This is a genomic window from Streptomyces sp. NPDC046881 (assembly GCF_040645015.1).
Lineage (GTDB): Bacteria > Actinomycetota > Actinomycetes > Streptomycetales > Streptomycetaceae > Streptomyces.
Map to the genome: position 1 here is coordinate 29,809 of NZ_JBEYXJ010000070.1, position 16,366 is coordinate 46,174.

At 73.7% G+C, this 16,366-nt stretch carries 17 protein-coding genes; 8 read left to right on the forward strand and 9 right to left on the reverse strand.

Going from position 1 to position 16,366, the window contains the following annotated elements; translation table 11 throughout:
• Positions 1 to 47: 47 nt before the first annotated feature.
• Complete coding sequence (locus tag ABZ923_RS27785; protein WP_043407302.1) at positions 48 to 236, reverse strand: DUF5703 family protein; 189 nt, start codon at positions 234 to 236, stop codon at positions 48 to 50.
• Positions 237 to 283: 47 nt separating this feature from the next.
• Between ABZ923_RS27785 and ABZ923_RS27790 the strand changes: the two genes are divergently transcribed.
• On the forward strand, positions 284 to 985 hold the full coding sequence (locus ABZ923_RS27790; protein WP_361476617.1) for a hypothetical protein: 702 nt from the start codon (positions 284 to 286) through the stop codon (positions 983 to 985).
• A gap of 102 nt (positions 986 to 1,087) precedes the next feature.
• Here ABZ923_RS27790 and ABZ923_RS27795 read toward each other — a convergent pair whose 3' ends face one another.
• Both ABZ923_RS27795 and ABZ923_RS27800 read right to left on the reverse strand, forming a co-directional pair.
• Positions 1,088 to 3,382 (reverse strand): helix-hairpin-helix domain-containing protein, encoded by a 2,295-nt coding sequence (locus ABZ923_RS27795; RefSeq protein ID WP_361476619.1) that lies wholly within the window; start codon positions 3,380 to 3,382, stop codon positions 1,088 to 1,090.
• Positions 3,379 to 4,362 (reverse strand): aldo/keto reductase, encoded by a 984-nt coding sequence (locus ABZ923_RS27800; RefSeq protein ID WP_361476621.1) that lies wholly within the window; start codon positions 4,360 to 4,362, stop codon positions 3,379 to 3,381. The genes ABZ923_RS27795 and ABZ923_RS27800 overlap by 4 nt, the downstream gene beginning before the upstream one ends.
• 167 nt (positions 4,363 to 4,529) lie before the next feature.
• Here ABZ923_RS27800 and ABZ923_RS27805 point away from each other — a divergent pair, with 167 nt between their 5' ends.
• Together ABZ923_RS27805 and ABZ923_RS27810 are read left to right on the forward strand one after the other, a co-directional pair.
• Positions 4,530 to 5,585 (forward strand): LLM class F420-dependent oxidoreductase, encoded by a 1,056-nt coding sequence (locus ABZ923_RS27805; protein ID WP_361476623.1) that lies wholly within the window; start codon positions 4,530 to 4,532, stop codon positions 5,583 to 5,585.
• A 206-nt stretch (positions 5,586 to 5,791) separates the two neighbouring features.
• Positions 5,792 to 6,580 carry a ferritin-like domain-containing protein gene (locus tag ABZ923_RS27810; protein ID WP_361476625.1) on the forward strand — a complete coding sequence of 263 codons (789 nt, stop codon included), beginning with the start codon at positions 5,792 to 5,794 and terminating at the stop codon, positions 6,578 to 6,580.
• Positions 6,581 to 6,586: 6 nt separating this feature from the next.
• Here ABZ923_RS27810 and corA read toward each other — a convergent pair whose 3' ends face one another.
• Positions 6,587 to 7,582: a magnesium/cobalt transporter CorA gene (corA, locus tag ABZ923_RS27815; RefSeq protein WP_361476647.1), complete on the reverse strand. Its 996-nt coding sequence runs from the start codon at positions 7,580 to 7,582 to the stop codon at positions 6,587 to 6,589.
• A 62-nt stretch (positions 7,583 to 7,644) separates the two neighbouring features.
• Between corA and ABZ923_RS27820 the strand changes: the two genes are divergently transcribed.
• From ABZ923_RS27820 to mshC, 4 genes are all read left to right on the forward strand, one after another.
• Positions 7,645 to 8,334: a histidine phosphatase family protein gene (locus ABZ923_RS27820; protein ID WP_361476627.1), complete on the forward strand. Its 690-nt coding sequence runs from the start codon at positions 7,645 to 7,647 to the stop codon at positions 8,332 to 8,334.
• Between the two features lie 99 nt (positions 8,335 to 8,433).
• Positions 8,434 to 9,024, forward strand: a complete 591-nt coding sequence (locus ABZ923_RS27825) for a DUF3090 domain-containing protein (protein ID WP_361476629.1) — start codon at positions 8,434 to 8,436, stop codon at positions 9,022 to 9,024.
• Positions 8,988 to 9,812, forward strand: coding sequence for an SCO1664 family protein (locus ABZ923_RS27830; RefSeq protein WP_361476631.1), 825 nt, complete (start codon positions 8,988 to 8,990; stop codon positions 9,810 to 9,812). Before ABZ923_RS27825 ends, ABZ923_RS27830 begins: the two co-directional genes overlap by 37 nt.
• A 93-nt stretch (positions 9,813 to 9,905) precedes the next feature.
• Positions 9,906 to 11,135 (forward strand): cysteine--1-D-myo-inosityl 2-amino-2-deoxy-alpha-D-glucopyranoside ligase, encoded by a 1,230-nt coding sequence (gene mshC, locus ABZ923_RS27835; protein ID WP_361476633.1) that lies wholly within the window; start codon positions 9,906 to 9,908, stop codon positions 11,133 to 11,135.
• Between the two features lie 170 nt (positions 11,136 to 11,305).
• Here mshC and ABZ923_RS27840 read toward each other — a convergent pair whose 3' ends face one another.
• Positions 11,306 to 12,229 (reverse strand): PAC2 family protein, encoded by a 924-nt coding sequence (locus ABZ923_RS27840; RefSeq protein WP_361476635.1) that lies wholly within the window; start codon positions 12,227 to 12,229, stop codon positions 11,306 to 11,308.
• A gap of 165 nt (positions 12,230 to 12,394) precedes the next feature.
• Complete coding sequence (locus tag ABZ923_RS27845; RefSeq protein WP_361476637.1) at positions 12,395 to 13,066, reverse strand: FadR/GntR family transcriptional regulator; 672 nt, start codon at positions 13,064 to 13,066, stop codon at positions 12,395 to 12,397.
• 138 nt (positions 13,067 to 13,204) lie between these two features.
• Between ABZ923_RS27845 and mtnA the strand changes: the two genes are divergently transcribed.
• A complete protein-coding gene (gene mtnA / locus ABZ923_RS27850) occupies positions 13,205 to 14,236 on the forward strand; it encodes an S-methyl-5-thioribose-1-phosphate isomerase (protein WP_361476639.1) in 1,032 nt (343 codons plus the stop codon).
• A 39-nt stretch (positions 14,237 to 14,275) separates the two neighbouring features.
• On the opposite strand, the gene mtnB is transcribed toward mtnA, so the two are convergent.
• The 3 genes from mtnB to ABZ923_RS27865 are packed head-to-tail and all read right to left on the reverse strand — an operon-like array spanning position 14,276 to position 16,196.
• Positions 14,276 to 14,884 (reverse strand): methylthioribulose 1-phosphate dehydratase, encoded by a 609-nt coding sequence (mtnB, locus tag ABZ923_RS27855; RefSeq protein WP_361476641.1) that lies wholly within the window; start codon positions 14,882 to 14,884, stop codon positions 14,276 to 14,278.
• Positions 14,881 to 15,600, reverse strand: a complete 720-nt coding sequence (gene mtnC / locus ABZ923_RS27860) for an acireductone synthase (RefSeq protein ID WP_361476643.1) — start codon at positions 15,598 to 15,600, stop codon at positions 14,881 to 14,883. The genes mtnB and mtnC overlap by 4 nt, the downstream gene beginning before the upstream one ends.
• The gene (locus ABZ923_RS27865) at positions 15,597 to 16,196 is read right to left on the reverse strand and encodes a cupin (RefSeq protein ID WP_361476645.1); all 600 of its coding nucleotides are present in this window, start codon (positions 16,194 to 16,196) and stop codon (positions 15,597 to 15,599) included. Before ABZ923_RS27865 ends, mtnC begins: the two co-directional genes overlap by 4 nt.
• Positions 16,197 to 16,366: the final 170 nt, after the last annotated feature.

Here is a 16,366-nt window from a genome sequence, read left to right on the forward strand (position 1 = left end):
CATGCCGGCGGGGCCCGCTTCCGTCTCGTCCGGTCACCTGTCCTGGTTCACCACGTGGCACGCACCTGGCGGATGATCCGCCGGCGCAACCGCACCTTGCGGCTGCCGTCGCGCAGCAGGCTCAGTCGGTCCAACTCCCAGTGTCCGTACTCGGCATGGTCCGTCAGCAGACGTGTCGCCTCCTTGCGGGAGACCCCGCGAGGCACGTACACGTCGACAAATTCGTATTCCGGCATCGCATCTATTGTGCGGGCTGGTGCCCGGTACGGATAGCGTCTGCACTATGTCTGATGCTGCGCAGCCCACCGCTGCCGAGGTACGCGCCGCCGCCGAGGCGGTCAAGACCGCGCTCGACCGTCATCTGGCCGCGGTCGAACGCAGGTCGGGGGAGGACGACCCGGCCGTCTCCGAGGCGTTCAACCAGCTGGCCGCTGCCGCCGAGGCGTACGACGAGCTGCTCTACGACCGTTACGACGAGGTCACCCCCTTCGAGATCCCCGGGGCGGAGGACACCCTGCCGCCGTACGCGGGCCCGGACGAACCGAACGCGATCAGTGTGCTGATCCGCCGCGACTACACCGTGGCCGAGCCCCAGCGGCTGCTGGCGCAGGCCCACCGGGTGGAGGCGGCCGAGTTCGACGCCGGCGGGGACGACGACCAGGCCGCCGGGACCCTCCCCGGGGCGCTGGGCGTCCTCTTCGGCGAGTTCGAACCGGACGAGATCGCGTCCCGGCACAAGGAGTTCGGCCTGGAGGAGGGCGACTCCACGCTCTGGGTCACCGCCTCCGAGGAGCCGCCCGAGGCCGGGGAGTGGCTGGACTCGCCGTTCGAGCACATCGATGCGCAGCACGTGGTGTGCCGGTTCGATGTGAGCGCGGTGTTCGACGACGACGAGGTCTCCGCGGGCGAGGACGACGACATCGACTTCGTCGACGAGGACGACGAGGACGAAGAGCAGCTCGAACCGCTCGACGCCGAGAAGTGAGCGGGACGGCGGTGCCGTAGGGCCTCGGGCCGGTACGGCACCGCCGGAATCCGCCCTCGCGGCCGACCGCCCCTGCGGAGGGGAGCACGGCCGGAGGAGGACTCAGGCCTCCTGCGGGCGCAGCAGGGTCTGCAGCCGGGTCGTGCGGGGCTTCGGCGGGATGTCCGCGACCGCCTTCGGCAGGGCCTGCTCCACGCCGTGCACCACGGACAGGTGCCGTTCGGCCCGGCCGAACGCCGTGTACACCCAGGGGCGGCTGAGGGCCTGCACGGCATCGCCGGGCAGCACCACGACCGCCGCCGGCCAGCGGGCGCCCACCGCCTGGTGCGCGGTCAGCGCCCAGCCGTGCCGGACACCGGCCTCCACCCGTTCGCGCGGTACGACGACGGAGGCGCCGGCGCACGACAGGTGCAGCCCCTCGGCGTCGGCCTTCACCACCACGCCCGGCACCGCGCGCCCCGGCGCGGGGGAGTGGACGATCCGGTCGCCGGGATCGAAGCCGCCGAACCGGCCGGGCCCGGGGTTGAGGCGCTCCTTCAGGGCGGCGTTGAGCGCGCGGGTGCCCGCGGCGCCGCCGTGCCCCGGGGTGATCACCACGGTCTGGTCGGCCGGGACGCCGATCGCCCGCGGCACCGAGTCGGCGACCAGCTGCACCGTCCGGTGCACGGCCTCGCCGGCGTCCCGCACCGGCACGATGACGATCTCCTTGCCCGGGGCGGCGACCTGGTTCAGCTCGCCGATGCCGATGCCGGAGACCAGCTCGCCGAGCGGGCCGGGGTCGGGGACGCGGGAGGCGGTCTGCGGGCAGACGCGGGCCGCGAGCAGGTCGGCGAAGACCCGGCCCGGACCGGCCGACCACAGCACCCCGGGGTCGCCGCTCAGCACCAGCCGGGCCCCGTCGGGCAGCGACTCCACCAGCATCGCCGCGCCCTCCACGTCCAGCTGGGGCGCGTCCAGCACGATCAGCAGGTCGAGTTCCAGGGCGCCGTCCGTGTCCCGTCCCGGGCCCTCGGCACCGGACAGCAGCCCGGCGACCGTACCCACGCCGTGCTCCGCCGGCTCCCCGCCCAGCCGCGCGGCCAGCCGCCCGCGCCCGTCCGCGGTGTGGCAGACAGCGAAGGCGCGCAGGCCCGCGGCGCGGGCGGCACCGAGCAGCGCGGCCGGTTCGGTGCGGGCCGCCTCCCCGCCGGTGTGCAGCACCAGGCCGTGCCCGGCGACCGCGCGGGCCAGCTCGGCCGCACCGCCGGACAGTCCGGCGGCGACCGTCTCCCAGACCTGCCCGGCCTCCTGGGACAGGGAGTTGACCAGCCGGGCCAGGCCGTCCGCGAGGCTCTCCTCGGCCAGCGCGTACCGCTCCAGGCCGACCAGGACCCGGACCGGCCGCTCCTGCTCCTCGTCGGTGTCCTCACCGGCGCCGGTGTCCTGGGGCGCGGGCGCGCCGGGCTCCTCCAGGGCGTCCTGGAACACCAGCGCCTCGCCCTCGGCGAGGGTGGCCTGCACGGCCGCGTCCGGGTCCGGCACGGCCTGCCGGCCCAGCGCCGCGGTGAGCGTGGGCAGGTCCAGGGCGGTATGCCCGGCCACAGCCGCCTGCTCCAGCAGCCAGACGGTCACCGCGCGGCCCCGCCGCTCGTCGTCCGGGGCGCAGTCGGCGCCGAGCAGCGCCCGCGCGAAACCGTCGGCCTGCTCCGGCCGCACCCCGGCGACCCGGAGCAGCTGCCAGGGGTCCTCCCGCAGGGCGGTGCCGGCGCCCTCGCCGAGGACCGCGGCGACCTGGGGAGCCAGGGTGTCGGGGGCACCGCCCTCGGCCAGCACCCGGCGCACGGCGTCGACGGTCTCCGGGGCGGGTCCGCTCGGCGCGGCCGGCGCGGGAACGGGCTCGGGCCTGCGTACCGGTTCCGGGGCGGGGCGGCGCGGTGCGGGCGCGGGCTCCGCGAACACCGTGGCCGTCGGCTTCTCGCCGCTCTCCACCGCCCGGACCGCCGCGAGCAGGTCGGCCGCCGTGCCGCTCAGCTTGCCGCCGCTCTCGATCGGGCTCGACTTCTCGGCCTTGCGCCGCTCGATCCGCTCCCGCTCGATCCGCTGCGCGGCCAGCTCGGCCTCCGCCTCGGAGAGCCCCGCGGCGGCACCGTCCTCCGCCGCGGCACCACCCTCGGCGGCGGCGCCTTCCCCGCCGTCGGCGGACTCCGTCCCGTCGGCCGTCTCCGTCCCGTCGGCGGACTCCGTCCCGTCGGCGGACTCCGTCCCGTCGGCGGACTCCGTCCCGTCGGCGGACTCCGTCCCGTCGGCGGACTCCGTGGCCTCGGCCGTGACGTCCCCGGCGGTGCCCCGGTCCGGGGTCTCACGGGTGTCCGGCGTCCCCGGCCCGGCGTTCTCCGTGGTCTCCGGCTCCGTGCTCACAGCGTGCTCCAGTCGTGATCGGGGTAGCGGTGCACGGGCGCCGACACATCGTCCAGCGCCCGGCAGATCTCGTCAGGAAGACTAAGGGCCTCCACTGACAACGCCGCCGTGAGCTGCTGCGCGTTGCGCGCGCCGACGATCGGCGCGGCCACTCCGGGCCGGTCCCGCACCCAGGCGAGCGCCACCTGGAGCGGGCTGACCGCGAGCCCGTCGGCGGCCGTCGTCACCGCGTCCACGATCCGGGTCGCCGTGTCGTCCAGGTACGGCTCGACGAACGGCGCCAGGTGCTCCGAGGCGCCGCGCGAGTCCGCGGGAGTGGTGTGCCGGTACTTGCCGGTGAGCACGCCGCGGCCCAGCGGGGAGGAGGGCAGCAGGCCCACGCCGAGGTCGAGCGCGGCCGGCAGCACCTCGCGCTCCACGCCCCGCTGCAGCAGCGAGTACTCCATCTGGGTGCTGGCCAGCCGGGTGCGGCTGCCCGGCGCGGCCAGCTGCCAGGTGGCCGCCTTGGCCAGCTGCCAGCCGCAGAAGTTGGAGACGCCGGCGTACCGCGCCCGGCCGCTGCTCACCGCGAGGTCGAGGGCGTGGAGGGTCTCCTCCAGCGGGGTGTCGGGGTCGTAGGCGTGGATGTGCCACAGGTCGACGTAGTCCGTGCCCAGGCGGGTCAGGGAGGCGTCGAGCGCGGCGAGCAGATGGCCGCGGGAGCCGTCGAAGCGGCGGTCGGGGTCGGGGACGCTGCCCGCCTTGGTGGAGACGACCAGGTCACGGCGCGGTACCAGGCCGTCCATGAGCTGTCCGAGCAGATACTCCGCCTCCCCGTCGCCGTACACGTCCGCGGTGTCGACCAGGGTGCCGCCGGCCTCCCAGAACGCCTTCAGCATGTCCGCGGCGTCGTGCTCGTCGGTGTCCCGGCCCCAGGTGAGGGTGCCGAGCCCGATCCGGGACACGCGCAGGCCGGTGCGGCCGAGATGCCTCTGCTCCATGCGGGCGAGATTACTGGCCAGAACCGGTGCGGTGGGTGGCCTGTGGACAACCAACCGGATGCGTGAACGCGCCGGTGAGACGCGGCCCCACACCCTGCCCCCGGCACCCGCCGCCGCGCTAAGGTCACCCCGACAGGCACGTTACTCATGGGTAAGGGGAATCGGCCATGCAGCTCGGGATCAACCTCGGCTACTGGGGTGCCGGAATGGACGGCGACAACCTGGCCGTGGCGCAGGAGGCCGACCGGCTGGGCTACGCGGTGTGCTGGGCCGCCGAGGCCTACGGCTCCGACGCGGCCACCGTGCTCAGCTGGGTCGCCGCGCAGACCGAGCGCATCGACGTCGGCTCGGCCATCTTCCAGATTCCGGCCCGGCAGCCCGCGATGACCGCGATGACCGCGGCCACGCTCGACTCGCTCTCCGGCGGCCGGTTCCGGCTCGGTCTCGGCGTCTCGGGCCCGCAGGTCTCCGAGGGCTGGTACGGCGTCAAGTTCGACAAGCCGCTGTCCCGGACCCGCGAATACGTGGAGATCGTCCGCCGGGCGATGACCCGGGAACGGCTGTCGTACGAGGGCGAGCACTGGACGCTGCCGCTGCCCGGCGGCCCGGGCAAGCCGATCAAGCTGACCGTGCACCCGCAGCGCGAGCACATCCCGCTCTACATCGCCGCGATCGGCCCGAAGAACCTGGAGCAGACCGGCGAGATCGCCGACGGCGCGCTGCTCATCTTCCCCTCCGCCGAGCACCTGGAGGAGACCACCATGAAGTACCTGCGCGCGGGCCGGGAGAAGGCCGGTCTGACGCTCGACGGCTTCGACGTGTGCCCGACCCTGCCGATCGCCCTCGGCGACGACAAGGACGTGTCCCGGCTCGCCGACACCTTCCGCCCGTACACCGCGCTGTACGTCGGCGGCATGGGCAGCGCCAAGCAGAACTTCTACAACCAGCTGGCGCAGCGCATGGGGTACGAGGAGGAGGCCGCCGACATCCAGCGCAAGTACCTCTCCGGGGACAAGCAGGGAGCGGCCGCCGCGATCCCGCAGGACCTCATCGACCAAACCACCCTGCTGGGCTCCGTCGACCGGATCGCCGACCGGATGAAGGCCTACGCCGCCGCCGGGGTCACCACCCTCAGCCTGGCCCCGGCCGGCTTCACGCTGGAGGAGCGGATCGCCTCCCTGCGGGCCGGCAGCGAGGCGCTGGAGCGCGCCGGACTGGCGTAGGGGGAGTTCAGCGGCCGTGGTGGGGGCTCGGGGGTCTTCCCCGCCACGGCCGTCACCGGGAACAACGCGCCCGGCCCCGCACGGTTACGACCCCCCGAGGTCCTTCTTTCGGCCGAGCGGGCCCGCACCCCTGTTGCAGCTCCCCTCTGTCCGCATTTGACTCGTTCTTTGCGGAAACCCGCGGAATCCTGCGGAAGGTGGCGCCCATGCTCTCGGCCAAGAGTCTGTTCCAGGAGATCCTCGCCCACGACGAGTCCTTCCGGCTGTTCTGCTCCATCGCCGCCGGCGGAGAGGCCCAGGGCGGCTGGGAGAACGGGCGGATCGCCGCACTGGTCCCGCAGAGCCAGCGCGCGCTGGCCCCGAAGATCGCCCGCCACGGCGCCGACGAGGACAAGCACGGCCGCATCTTCACCGCGCTGCTGAAGAAGCGCGGCCTGACCCCCGTACCCGTACCGCCCGAGACCGACTACACTATGCTCCTGGAGCGCATGGGCATCGGTCTCGCGCACGCCAGGCTGCAACGGGACGAGCCGCTCACCGAGCGGGACATCGTCGTCTACCTCGCGCACAGCCGGGTCACCGAACAGCGCGCCTCCGAGCAGATGGAACTGCTGCTCCGGCACTTCGCCGACCACCCGGACATCGGCAGGGCCGTCCGCATGATCTCCCACGACGAGGACAACCACCTCGCCTACACCCACGAGGAACTGCTGCGCCTCGCCGCCGCCGGGCACGGCCGGCTGATCCAGCGCACCCTGCGCGCCTGCGCGCTCGCCGAGATCCGCGTCCACCGGGACGTCAGCCTCGCCGTCATGGCCCGTATGAGCCGCATCCTCGGCTGGCCGAGAGCCAAGTCGGCGCTGCTCGCGGCCGGTATCCACGCCGTCTACGCCTACGAACGCCTCGCCGGCTGGCACCGCATGGTCGGCCTGCGCATGCCCGAGCACCGCGACGCCCTCGGCGGACCGGCGACCCCGGCCCCCGAGTTCGCGTAGGACGCCTCACAGCCAGCCGCGCCGCTTGAACAGCCGGTACAGCAGCACCTCCAGCACGGCCATCAGCGCGATCACCGCCGGGTACGACCACAGCCAGTGCAGCTCGGGCATGTGGTCGAAGTTCATGCCGTAGATCCCCGCGATCATCGTGGGGACCGCGGCCATCGCCGCCCACGCGGAGATCTTCCGCATGTCGTCGTTCTGCCGCACGCTCATCTGCGCCAGGTGGGCCGACAGGATGTCCGACACCAGCCGGTCCAGGGACTCCACGGACTCGTTCACGCGCGTGAGGTGGTCGCCCACGTCCCGGAAGAAGGGCCGCGCCTTGTCGTGCACGAACGGCACCGACCCGCCGAGCGAGCCGTTGCCGGCCAGCCGGGCCAGCGGCAGCGCCAGCGGCACGGTGGCCCGGCGGAACTCCAGGACCTGCCGCTTGAAGGTGTAGATCCGGGACGCGGTGTTGCGGGAGCTGCCGGTCTCCGGCTGGAACACCTGCGCCTCCAGCTCGTCCAGGTCCGTCTGCAGCTCCGTCGCCACCTCCAGGTAGTGGTCGACGGTCGCGTCGGCGATCGCGTACAGCACCGCGGTGGGCCCCTTGTCGAGCATCTCCGGCTCCTCCTCCAGCCGGTGCCGCACCGCCGCCAGCGGCGCGCCCTCGCCGTGCCGGACGGTCACCACGAAACAGTCGCCCACGAAGACCATCACCTCGCCGGCCGACACCGCGTCGCTGTCCGGCTCGTACACGACCGGCTTGATCACCATGAACAGCGAGTCGTCGTACACCTCCAGCTTGGGCCGCTGATGGGCCTTGAGGGCGTCCTCGACCGCCAGCGGATGCAGCCCGAACTCGTCGGTGACGAGGTCGAACTCCCGCTCCGACGGCTCGTACAGCCCGATCCACACGAACCCGCCCGCGGCCCGCGCCTCGGCGAGCGCGTCGGAGAGGTCCTCCGGACCCTCGGTGCGGTGTCCGTGCCGGTAGATGGCGCAGTCCACGATCACGGTGCGCATTCTCCCTTCGCCCGCCCGCCGGCGCACCGGGTGATGCGCCTACCCTGGTCCGCATGCCCACGCTGATCCTCGTAAGGCACGGACGCTCCACCGCCAACACCTCGGGCGTGCTCGCCGGACGGACCCCGGGCGTCGCCCTGGACGAGCGCGGTGCCGCGCAGGCCGCCGCGCTGCCCGCGCGGCTCGCCGGCCTGCCGATCGCCGAGGTCGTCACCAGCCCGCTCCAGCGCTGCCAGGAGACCGTGCGGCCGCTGCTGGAGGCCCGCCCCGGCCTGCGCTGCCACACCGAGGAGCGGATCGGGGAGTGCGACTACGGCGACTGGTCCGGCCGCAAGCTCGCCGAGCTGAAGGACGAGCCGCTGATGGAGGTCGTCCAGGCCCACCCGTCCGCCGCCGCCTTCCCCGGCGGGGAGTCCATGCGCGCCATGCAGACCCGCGCCGCCGAGGCCGTGCGCGAGTGGAACGCGCGCGTGGAGGCCGAGCACGGCACCGACGCCGTCTACCTCATGTGCTCCCACGGCGACATCATCAAGTCGCTGGTCGCCGACGCCCTCGGCCTCCACCTCGACCTCTTCCAGCGGATCTCCGTGGAGCCCTGCTCCGTCACCGCCATCCGCTACACCCGCCTGCGGCCGTTCCTGGTCCGGCTCGGCGACACCGGCGACTTCGCTTCGCTCGCCCCCCGCGAGGAACCCGGTGACAGCGGCGACGCACCCGTCGGGGGTGGTGCGGGCGCACCGTGATCGTCCGCCGCAGTAGGGTGAAGCGACTTACTGCGTCGCGTATCCGCACGGCACGCACCGCTGAACCGCTCGAAACCACGAATCCAATGGAGACAGGACGTGTCCCGTCAGGTGTTCCTCTACGACCAGCCGGACCGCTTCGTGGCCGGCACGGTCGGACTGCCCGGGCGCCGTACCTTCTTCCTCCAGGCCATCGCAGGCTCCCGGGTGACCAGTGTGGTCCTGGAGAAGACCCAGGTCGCCGCGCTCGCCGAGCGCATGGAAGAGCTGCTGGACGAGGTCGTCCGGCGTAGTGGGGGCAGCGCCCCCGTCCCCGCGGTGGCGCCCGCCGAGGTCGCCGACACCGCCCCCCTCGACACCCCCATCGAGGAGGAGTTCCGCGTCGGCACCATGGCCCTGGCCTGGGACGGCGAGGAACAGCGCATGATCGTGGAGGCCCAGGCTCTGGTCGAGCTGGACGCCGACACCGAGGAGGACCTCGCGGAGGCCGAGGAGCGGCTGCTCCAGGACGAGGAGAACGGACCCCCGATGCTGCGGGTCCGGCTGACCGGCGCGCAGGCGCGGGCCTTCGCCAAGCGTGCCCTCGACATCGTCAACGCCGGGCGGCCGCCGTGCCCGCTGTGCAGCCTCCCGCTCGATCCGGAAGGACATGTATGTCCGCGCCAGAACGGATACCGCCGCGGAGCGTGACGGCCGGTCCCGACCCCGCCGAGCTGCTCGCGCGGGGTGAGCTGACCGTGCGCGGCCGGATCCGCGAGGCGTCCAACGCGGCGCTGTTCTGCACGGTCGCCCTGGACGGCCGGGAAGCCTCCTGCGTGTACAAGCCGGTGGCCGGGGAGCGCCCCCTGTGGGACTTCCCCGACGGCACCCTCGCCGGCCGTGAGGTGGCCGCCTACGAGGTCTCCGAGGCAACCGGCTGGGGGCTCGTGCCCCCCACCGTGCTGCGCGACGGGCCGTACGGCGAGGGCATGTGCCAGCTGTGGATCGACGTGCACGCCGAGGCGGAGCTGCTCGCCCTGGTCGACGCCGAGGAGCCGGAGCCGGGCTGGAAGGCGATCGGCTTCGCCGAGGTCGGCGAGGGCCGCACCGCGCTGCTGGTGCACGCCGACGACGAGCGGCTGCGCCGGCTCGCCGTGCTCGACGCGGTGATCAACAACGCCGACCGCAAGGGCGGCCACCTGCTGCCCACCGCCGACGGCCGGCTCTACGGCATCGATCACGGCGTCACCTTCAACGTCGAGAACAAACTGCGCACGCTGCTGTGGGGCTGGGCCGGCCAGTCCCTCACCCCGGAGGCCGTGGACGTCCTCAAGGGACTCCGGGACGGCCTGGAGGGCGAGCTGGGCCGGCGGCTGGCCGCCCTGATCACGGCGGACGAGATCGAGGCCACGCGCGCGCGGGTCGAGACGCTGCTCACCTCGGGCCTGCATCCGGAACCGAGCGGGGAGTGGCCCGCCATCCCCTGGCCGCCCGTGTAAGCACATCCGGCGCCGAGGTACAAGACCGCGAATCCGGCCATCGGGCGCGATCCCGTTCGTATCCGCAGCTCGGCGCCGGTTAGGCTCATGTACATGCATGCCTGGCCCGCTTCCGAGGTCCCCGCCCTGCCTGGTCAGGGCCGCGACCTGAGGATCCACGACACCGCGACCGGCGGCCTGGTCACCCTCGACCCCGGTCCCGTCGCCCGTATCTATGTCTGCGGCATCACGCCGTACGACGCGACCCACCTGGGTCACGCGGCGACCTACAACGCGTTCGACCTCGTTCAGCGCGTGTGGCTCGACACCAAGCGGCAGGTCCACTACGTCCAGAACGTCACCGACGTCGACGATCCGCTGCTGGAGCGGGCGGAGCGGGACGGCGTCGACTGGGTCGCCCTCGCCGAGAAGGAGACGGCCCTCTTCCGCGAGGACATGACCGCGCTGCGGATGCTCCCGCCGCAGCACTACATAGGCGCGGTCGAGGCCATACCGGGCATCGTCCCGCTCGTGGAGCGGCTGCGTGAACTCGGCGCGGCCTACGAGCTGGAAGGCGACATCTACTTCTCCGTCGAGTCCGACCCGCACTTCGGCAAGGTCTCGAACCTGGACGCCGCCGCCATGCGGCTGCTGTCCGCCGAGCGCGGCGGCGACCCGGACCGCCCGGGCAAGAAGAACCCGATCGACCCGATGCTGTGGATGGCGGCCCGTGAGGGCGAGCCCAGCTGGGACGGCGGCACCCTCGGCCGGGGCCGGCCCGGCTGGCACATCGAGTGCGTGGCCATCGCCCTCGACCACTTCGGCATGGGCTTCGACGTCCAGGGCGGCGGCTCCGACCTCGCCTTCCCGCACCACGAGATGGGCGCCTCGCACGCCCAGGTGCTCACCGGCGAGTTCCCCATGGCCAAGGCGTACGTCCACGCCGGCATGGTCGCCCTGCACGGCGAGAAGATGTCCAAGTCCAAGGGCAATCTCGTCTTCGTCTCCGCGCTGCGCCGCGACGGCGTCGACCCCGCCGCCATCCGCCTGGCCCTGCTGGCCCACCACTACCGCGCCGACTGGGAGTGGACCGACCAGGTCCTCCAGGACGCCGAGGCCCGCCTGGCCCGCTGGCGCGCGGCCGTCTCCCGCCCCGACGGGCCGTCCGCCGACGCCCTCGTGGAGGAGATCCGCGAGGCCCTGGCGAACGACCTGGACGCTCCGACCGCCCTCGCGGCGGTGGACCGCTGGGCGGCCCGCCAGGAACAGGAGGGCGGCACGGACACCGGTGCCCCCGGCGTGGTGACCCGAGCGGTGGACGCGCTGCTGGGAGTGGCCCTGTAAAGCGCCCCGAAGGGGCGCGGGGAACTGCGCGACCAGCCACGACGGGCCGCCGGTCGCTCGACGGCCCGTCGCGGCACCCCGGATAGCGTCGGCACCACGGATCGCGTCGGCACCACGGAGAAGGGGCGGTTCCCCCACGGGAACCGCCCCTTCGTCGTACCTCCGGCGCCTCAGTCCTCCGAGGAGCCGTCCTCCTCGTCCTCCCTGGCACCGCCGCCGGAGGCGGGCGGCCGCTGCTTGCCGCCCGGAGGGCCCACGTCCCGCCGCCGCAGATACCGCTCGAACTCCCGCGCGATCGCCTCACCGGACGCCTCCGGCAGCTCCGCGGTGTCCCGGGCCTCCTCCAGCGTCTGCACGTACTCGGCGACCTCGCTGTCCTCGGCGGCCAGCTGGTCCACGCCCACCTGCCAGGCCCGCGCGTCCTCGGGCAGCTCGCCCTGCGGGACGCGGATGTCGAGCAGGTCCTCCAGCCGGTTCAGCAGCGCCAGCGTGGCCTTGGGGTTGGGCGGCTGGGAGACGTAGTGCGGTACGGCCGCCCACAGCGAGACCGCCGGGACGCCCGCGTGCGTGCACGCCTCCTGGAGCACGCCGACGATCCCCGTCGGGCCCTCGTACTTGGTCTCCTCCAGGTCCATCCGGCGGGCCAGGTCCGGGTCGGACGTGACCCCGCTGACCGGGACCGGCCGCGTGTGCGGGGTGTCACCGAGCAGGGCGCCCAGGATGACCACCAGCTCCACCCCCAGCTCGTGCGCGAAGCCGAGCAGCTCGTTGCAGAACGAACGCCAGCGCATGGACGGCTCGATGCCCCGGACCAGCACCAGATCGCGCGGCTTCGCGCCGCCGACGCGGACCACCGACAACCTTGTCGTCGGCCAGGTGATCTTGCGCACACCGCCGTCCATGAACACCGTGGGGCGGTTCACCTGGAAGTCGTAGTAGTCCTCGGCGTCCAGCGCCGCGAACACCTCGCCCTTCCACTCGCGTTCCAGATGCGCGACCGCCGTGGAGGCGGCGTCGCCGGCATCGTTCCAGCCCTCGAACGCGGCCACCATGACTGGGTCGATCAGCTCGGGAACCCCCTCCAGCTCGATCACCCAGTGCCTCCTTCCGACGTGCCCTCGCTTGACTCACCAACCTTACGGCGTCCGGCGGGGGCGCCCGCAGCCCCCTTGCACGGGGGAGTGACCGGATCACTGCCCCGTTCCCGGGCCCGGAACACCCCCGGTCAGCGGGGAGGCCGGCAGCCGGCCCGGCGCCCCTCACAGGGAGCGGCGAAGCCACTGCTCCACGCTCGCGATGTGCACGGTCGCCCAGGAGCGGGCCGCCTCCGCGTCCCCGTCGCGCAGCGCGCCCAGGATCGCCCGGTGCTCGCGCAGGGTGCGGCCGACCGCGTCCTCCTCGGTGAGCCCCCGCCAGATCCGGGCCCGGGTGGTCGGCCCGGACAGCCCGTCCAGCAGCGAACACAGCACCGAGTTCCCGGCGCCGCGCACGATGCTCCGGTGGAACTCCAGGTCGGCGGCGACCAGTTGCTCCACCGACGGCTCCGCGCCCAGTTCGTCCAACTGGGCTTCGAGGGCGTCCAGTTCGGCCGCGCCGATCCGCGAGGCGGCCAGCGCGGTCGCGGCCGGCTCCAGGATCCGGCGCACCGCCAGGAACTCCAGCACCGTGTCGTCGCGGTGGAAGTCCACGACGAAACCCATCGCCTCCAGCAGCAACTGCGGGTCGAGACTGGTGACATAGGTGCCGTCGCCCTGCCGTACGTCGAGGATCCGCATCAGCGACAGCGCCCGCACGGCCTCCCGCAGGGAGTTGCGGGACAGGCCCAGCCCGGCGGCGAGTTCGCTCTCCTTGGGCAGCCGGTCGCCGGGGCCCAGCGCACCCGAGACGATCATGCCCTTGATCTTCTCGATGGCCTCGTCGGTGACTGCCACGGCCGGCCTCCTGTCGCCCGGACATCGGATGTCTCCGCCACATTATGCGGCGCCGTTTATGGCCTGATCGTCTCGAACGGAAGTTCCCGGGGGCCGGGTACGGTGGCGGACACCACCGGCCCTGAGGAGTGCCCCCTCATGCCCCAGGAACTGCGCGCCGTCGCATGGACCGGTACCGGTCTCGCGCTGCTCGACCAGACCCTGCTGCCGCACCGCGCCGAGACCGTGCACGTGCGGGACGTGGACACCCTGGTCGACGCGATCCGGCGGCTGGTGGTGCGCGGCGCACCCGCGATCGGCGCGGCCGGCGGCTACGGCGTGGCACTCGCGCTGCTCCAGGGGCGGCGGGAGGGCTGGACCGACGAGCGGACACGGGCGGCCGTCGCCCGCATCCGCGCCGCCCGCCCGACCGCCGTCAACCTCATGGTGTGCGTGGACCGCGTGATGACCCGCTTCGAGGAGGGCCCGGACGCGGTGCTGGCCGAGGCCGCGGCCGTCCAGCGGGAGGACGTCGAGGCCAACCGGGCGATGGGCGCCCACGGCGCCGACTGGCTGCTGAAGCGGATCGGCGAGGACCGTCCGCTGCGGATCCTGACCCACTGCAACACGGGCGCCCTGGCCACGGCCGGCTGGGGCACGGCGCTCGGCGTCGTCCGCGAACTGCACGCCCGCGGGCGCCTGGAGAGGGTCTACGCCGACGAGACGCGCCCGCTGCTGCAGGGCTCGCGCCTGACCGCCTGGGAGCTGGCCCAGGAGGGCATCCCGCACTCCGTGCAGGCCGACGGGGCCGCCGCGGGCACGATTCTGCGCGGGGCCGTCGACGCGGCGGTCGTGGGCGCCGACCGGATCGCGGCGAACGGCGACACCGCCAACAAGGTCGGCACGGTGGGCGTCGCCCTCGCCTGCGCCGACGCGGGCATCCCCTTCCTGGTCGCGGCCCCGACCACCACGGTGGACCCGGGGACGGCCACCGGGGACGACATCCCCATCGAACTCCGCGACGAACGCGAGGTGCTGGAGTGGGCCGGCGTACGCACCGCCCCCGCCGGCTCGCGCGGCCACAATCCGGCCTTCGACGTCACGCCGGGCCGGTTGGTCACCGGGCTGGTGACCGAGCGGGGCGTGCTGGAGGTGGCGGCGGGCGAACTGCCGGGCGAGCGGCTGCGGTAGGAGCCCGGCCGGGGACGGGCTCCGCCGCCAGCCCTGGGCTCACTTCCCCCCCAGCTCCAACTCCAGCAGCCACTCCACCACTTCCGTGTGGTGCCGGGCCTGCCGCGGGTCCGCGCCCCACGCGTACAGCCCGTGCCCGGCGACGACCACCGCCGGCATCCGGGGATTGCGCGCGGCCTCCAGCCGGTCGCCCAGCTCCGTCATGTCCTGGCTGTTGGCGATGACCGGCAGCACCACGTCGACGTCGTGGGCGGGCTGCCCCACGCCCTTGAGCATCTCCAGGTCCCGGAACACGATCCCGCCCGGGTCCCGGCGCCCCATGGCCACCGACGCCACGGTGTGCACGTGCACCACCGCGCCGGCGCCCGTCAGCGCGGCCACACGCGCGTGCAGCGCGGCCTCCGCCGACGGCCTGCCGCCCCGCACGGCCGCGCCCCGCCCGTCCACCAGCACCACGTCGGACGGCGTCAGCTCGCCCTTGTCGTGGCCGCTCGCGGTGACCGCCAGCCGCAGCGGATCGCGGGACAGCACCACCGACAGGTTGCCGGACGTGCCCCGCATCCAGCCGAACGAGGCGAACCGGGCGGACTCGGCGGCCAGGACCGCCCCCGCCTCCTCCAGGTCGAGCGCGCCGATGCCAGCGGTCATGTGCTCCTCCTCGCGACGGTGATCTCGCCGAACGTCCCCACCTGCGCGTGGTCGCCGGCACCGTGGTCGTAGTACGGCTCCCCGGGCCGCCGGACGCCCACGGTCCGCCAGCCCGCCTCCCGGGCCGCGTCCAGCTCGCCGGGGCGGTCGGAGAGGAACAGCAGCCGGTCCGCCGGCACACCGGCCGCCGAGGCGATCCGGCGGTACGACTCCGGCTCCTGCTTCGGCCCCGCGTTCTCCGTGTCGTACAGCCCCGAGAGCAGCGGCAGCAGATCTCCCCCGGGGGCCGAGGAGAACCACGCCCGCTGGGCCGCCACCGACCCGGACGAGTAGACGTACAGCCGTACGCCCGCCGCGTGCCAGGCGTGCAGCGCGGGGACGACGTCGGCGTAGAAGTGGGAGACGAGGTCGCCGCGGGCGAAACCCTCGGACCAGATGATGCCCTGCAGGGTCTTCAGCGGGGCCGCCTTGCGGTCCTCGTCCAGCCAGGCGTGCAGCGCCTTCTCGATCCGTACGGCGTCCGCGTCCGGCTCGCCCGTCAGCTCCCGCACCCCCGCCATGGCGCGGGCCACCTCCGGCTCGCCGGCCCGCTCGGTGAGCAGTGCGGCGAAGCGGGAGCGCGAGTACGGGTACAGCACGTCCACCACGAACCCCGTGGCGCTCGTGGTGCCCTCGATGTCGAGCACCACGGCGTCCGCCTCGATCCGCAGGCTCACGCGGCGCCCTCGCCCCGCGCGTACCCGGCGGCGATGGTGTCGAAGTCCGGGAAACGGGCGGAGATGGCGGAGCCGGTGAAGGTGCCGATCCAGCCGTCCTCCTCGTGGAAGAAGCGGATCGCGGTGAACGAGGGCCGGGTGCCCATGTCGAACCAGTGGGTGGTGCCGCGCGGCACGCCCAGCAGGTCGCCCCTCTCGCAGTAGACCGCGTGCACCGCGCCGCCCACGTGCAGATAGAAGATGCCGGAGCCGGAGACGAAGAAACGGACCTCGTCATCGTCCTCGTGCGTGTGCTCCTGGAGGAACTTCTCGCGCGCCGCCTTCGCCTTCACCGGGTACGCGGGGTCGTCGCCCGGGTGCAGGCCCAGCACGTCGACGGTGGTGAAGCCCTCCTCGGCGGTGAGCCGGTCGATCTCCGGGCCGTACGCGGCGAACACCGTCTCGCTGTCGGCGTCGTCCGGCACGTCCTCGCGGACCGGCCACTGCTCGTAGCGCACCCCGAGGGGCTTGAGGGCGGCGGCGATCTCGGCGGGGTCCGCGGTGCGGCGGACCAGCGTCCCGGGGCCGGACTCCGGCCAGGTCGTCAGCAGGGTCATGGCGGCAACTCCAGCGAAGAGGAGGAACGTCCGGACACCGAGACAAGCACCGCGGGGCGGGGGAGGGAAGAGGGCATCGCGGCGAGGCGGACTCCGCCCGGGCAGGCGAGAGGGGGGGGGGGCGGGGGCGGGGGGCGCCCCCCGCCGGGGGGGGGGGCGGAAGGGGGGTT

Coding starts and splice junctions, on each gene's coding strand:
- ABZ923_RS27865 (WP_361476645.1), bottom strand. CDS start 16,196: ATGACCCTGCTGACGACCTGGCCGGAGTCCGGCCCCGGGACGCTGGTC.
- ABZ923_RS27790 (WP_361476617.1), top strand. CDS start 284: ATGTCTGATGCTGCGCAGCCCACCGCTGCCGAGGTACGCGCCGCCGCC.
- ABZ923_RS27810 (WP_361476625.1), top strand. CDS start 5,792: ATGCTCTCGGCCAAGAGTCTGTTCCAGGAGATCCTCGCCCACGACGAG.
- ABZ923_RS27800 (WP_361476621.1), bottom strand. CDS start 4,362: ATGGAGCAGAGGCATCTCGGCCGCACCGGCCTGCGCGTGTCCCGGATC.
- ABZ923_RS27830 (WP_361476631.1), top strand. CDS start 8,988: ATGTCCGCGCCAGAACGGATACCGCCGCGGAGCGTGACGGCCGGTCCC.
- mshC (WP_361476633.1), top strand. CDS start 9,906: ATGCATGCCTGGCCCGCTTCCGAGGTCCCCGCCCTGCCTGGTCAGGGC.
- mtnB (WP_361476641.1), bottom strand. CDS start 14,884: ATGACCGCTGGCATCGGCGCGCTCGACCTGGAGGAGGCGGGGGCGGTC.
- mtnA (WP_361476639.1), top strand. CDS start 13,205: ATGCCCCAGGAACTGCGCGCCGTCGCATGGACCGGTACCGGTCTCGCG.
- ABZ923_RS27805 (WP_361476623.1), top strand. CDS start 4,530: ATGCAGCTCGGGATCAACCTCGGCTACTGGGGTGCCGGAATGGACGGC.
- ABZ923_RS27820 (WP_361476627.1), top strand. CDS start 7,645: ATGCCCACGCTGATCCTCGTAAGGCACGGACGCTCCACCGCCAACACC.
- ABZ923_RS27785 (WP_043407302.1), bottom strand. CDS start 236: ATGCCGGAATACGAATTTGTCGACGTGTACGTGCCTCGCGGGGTCTCC.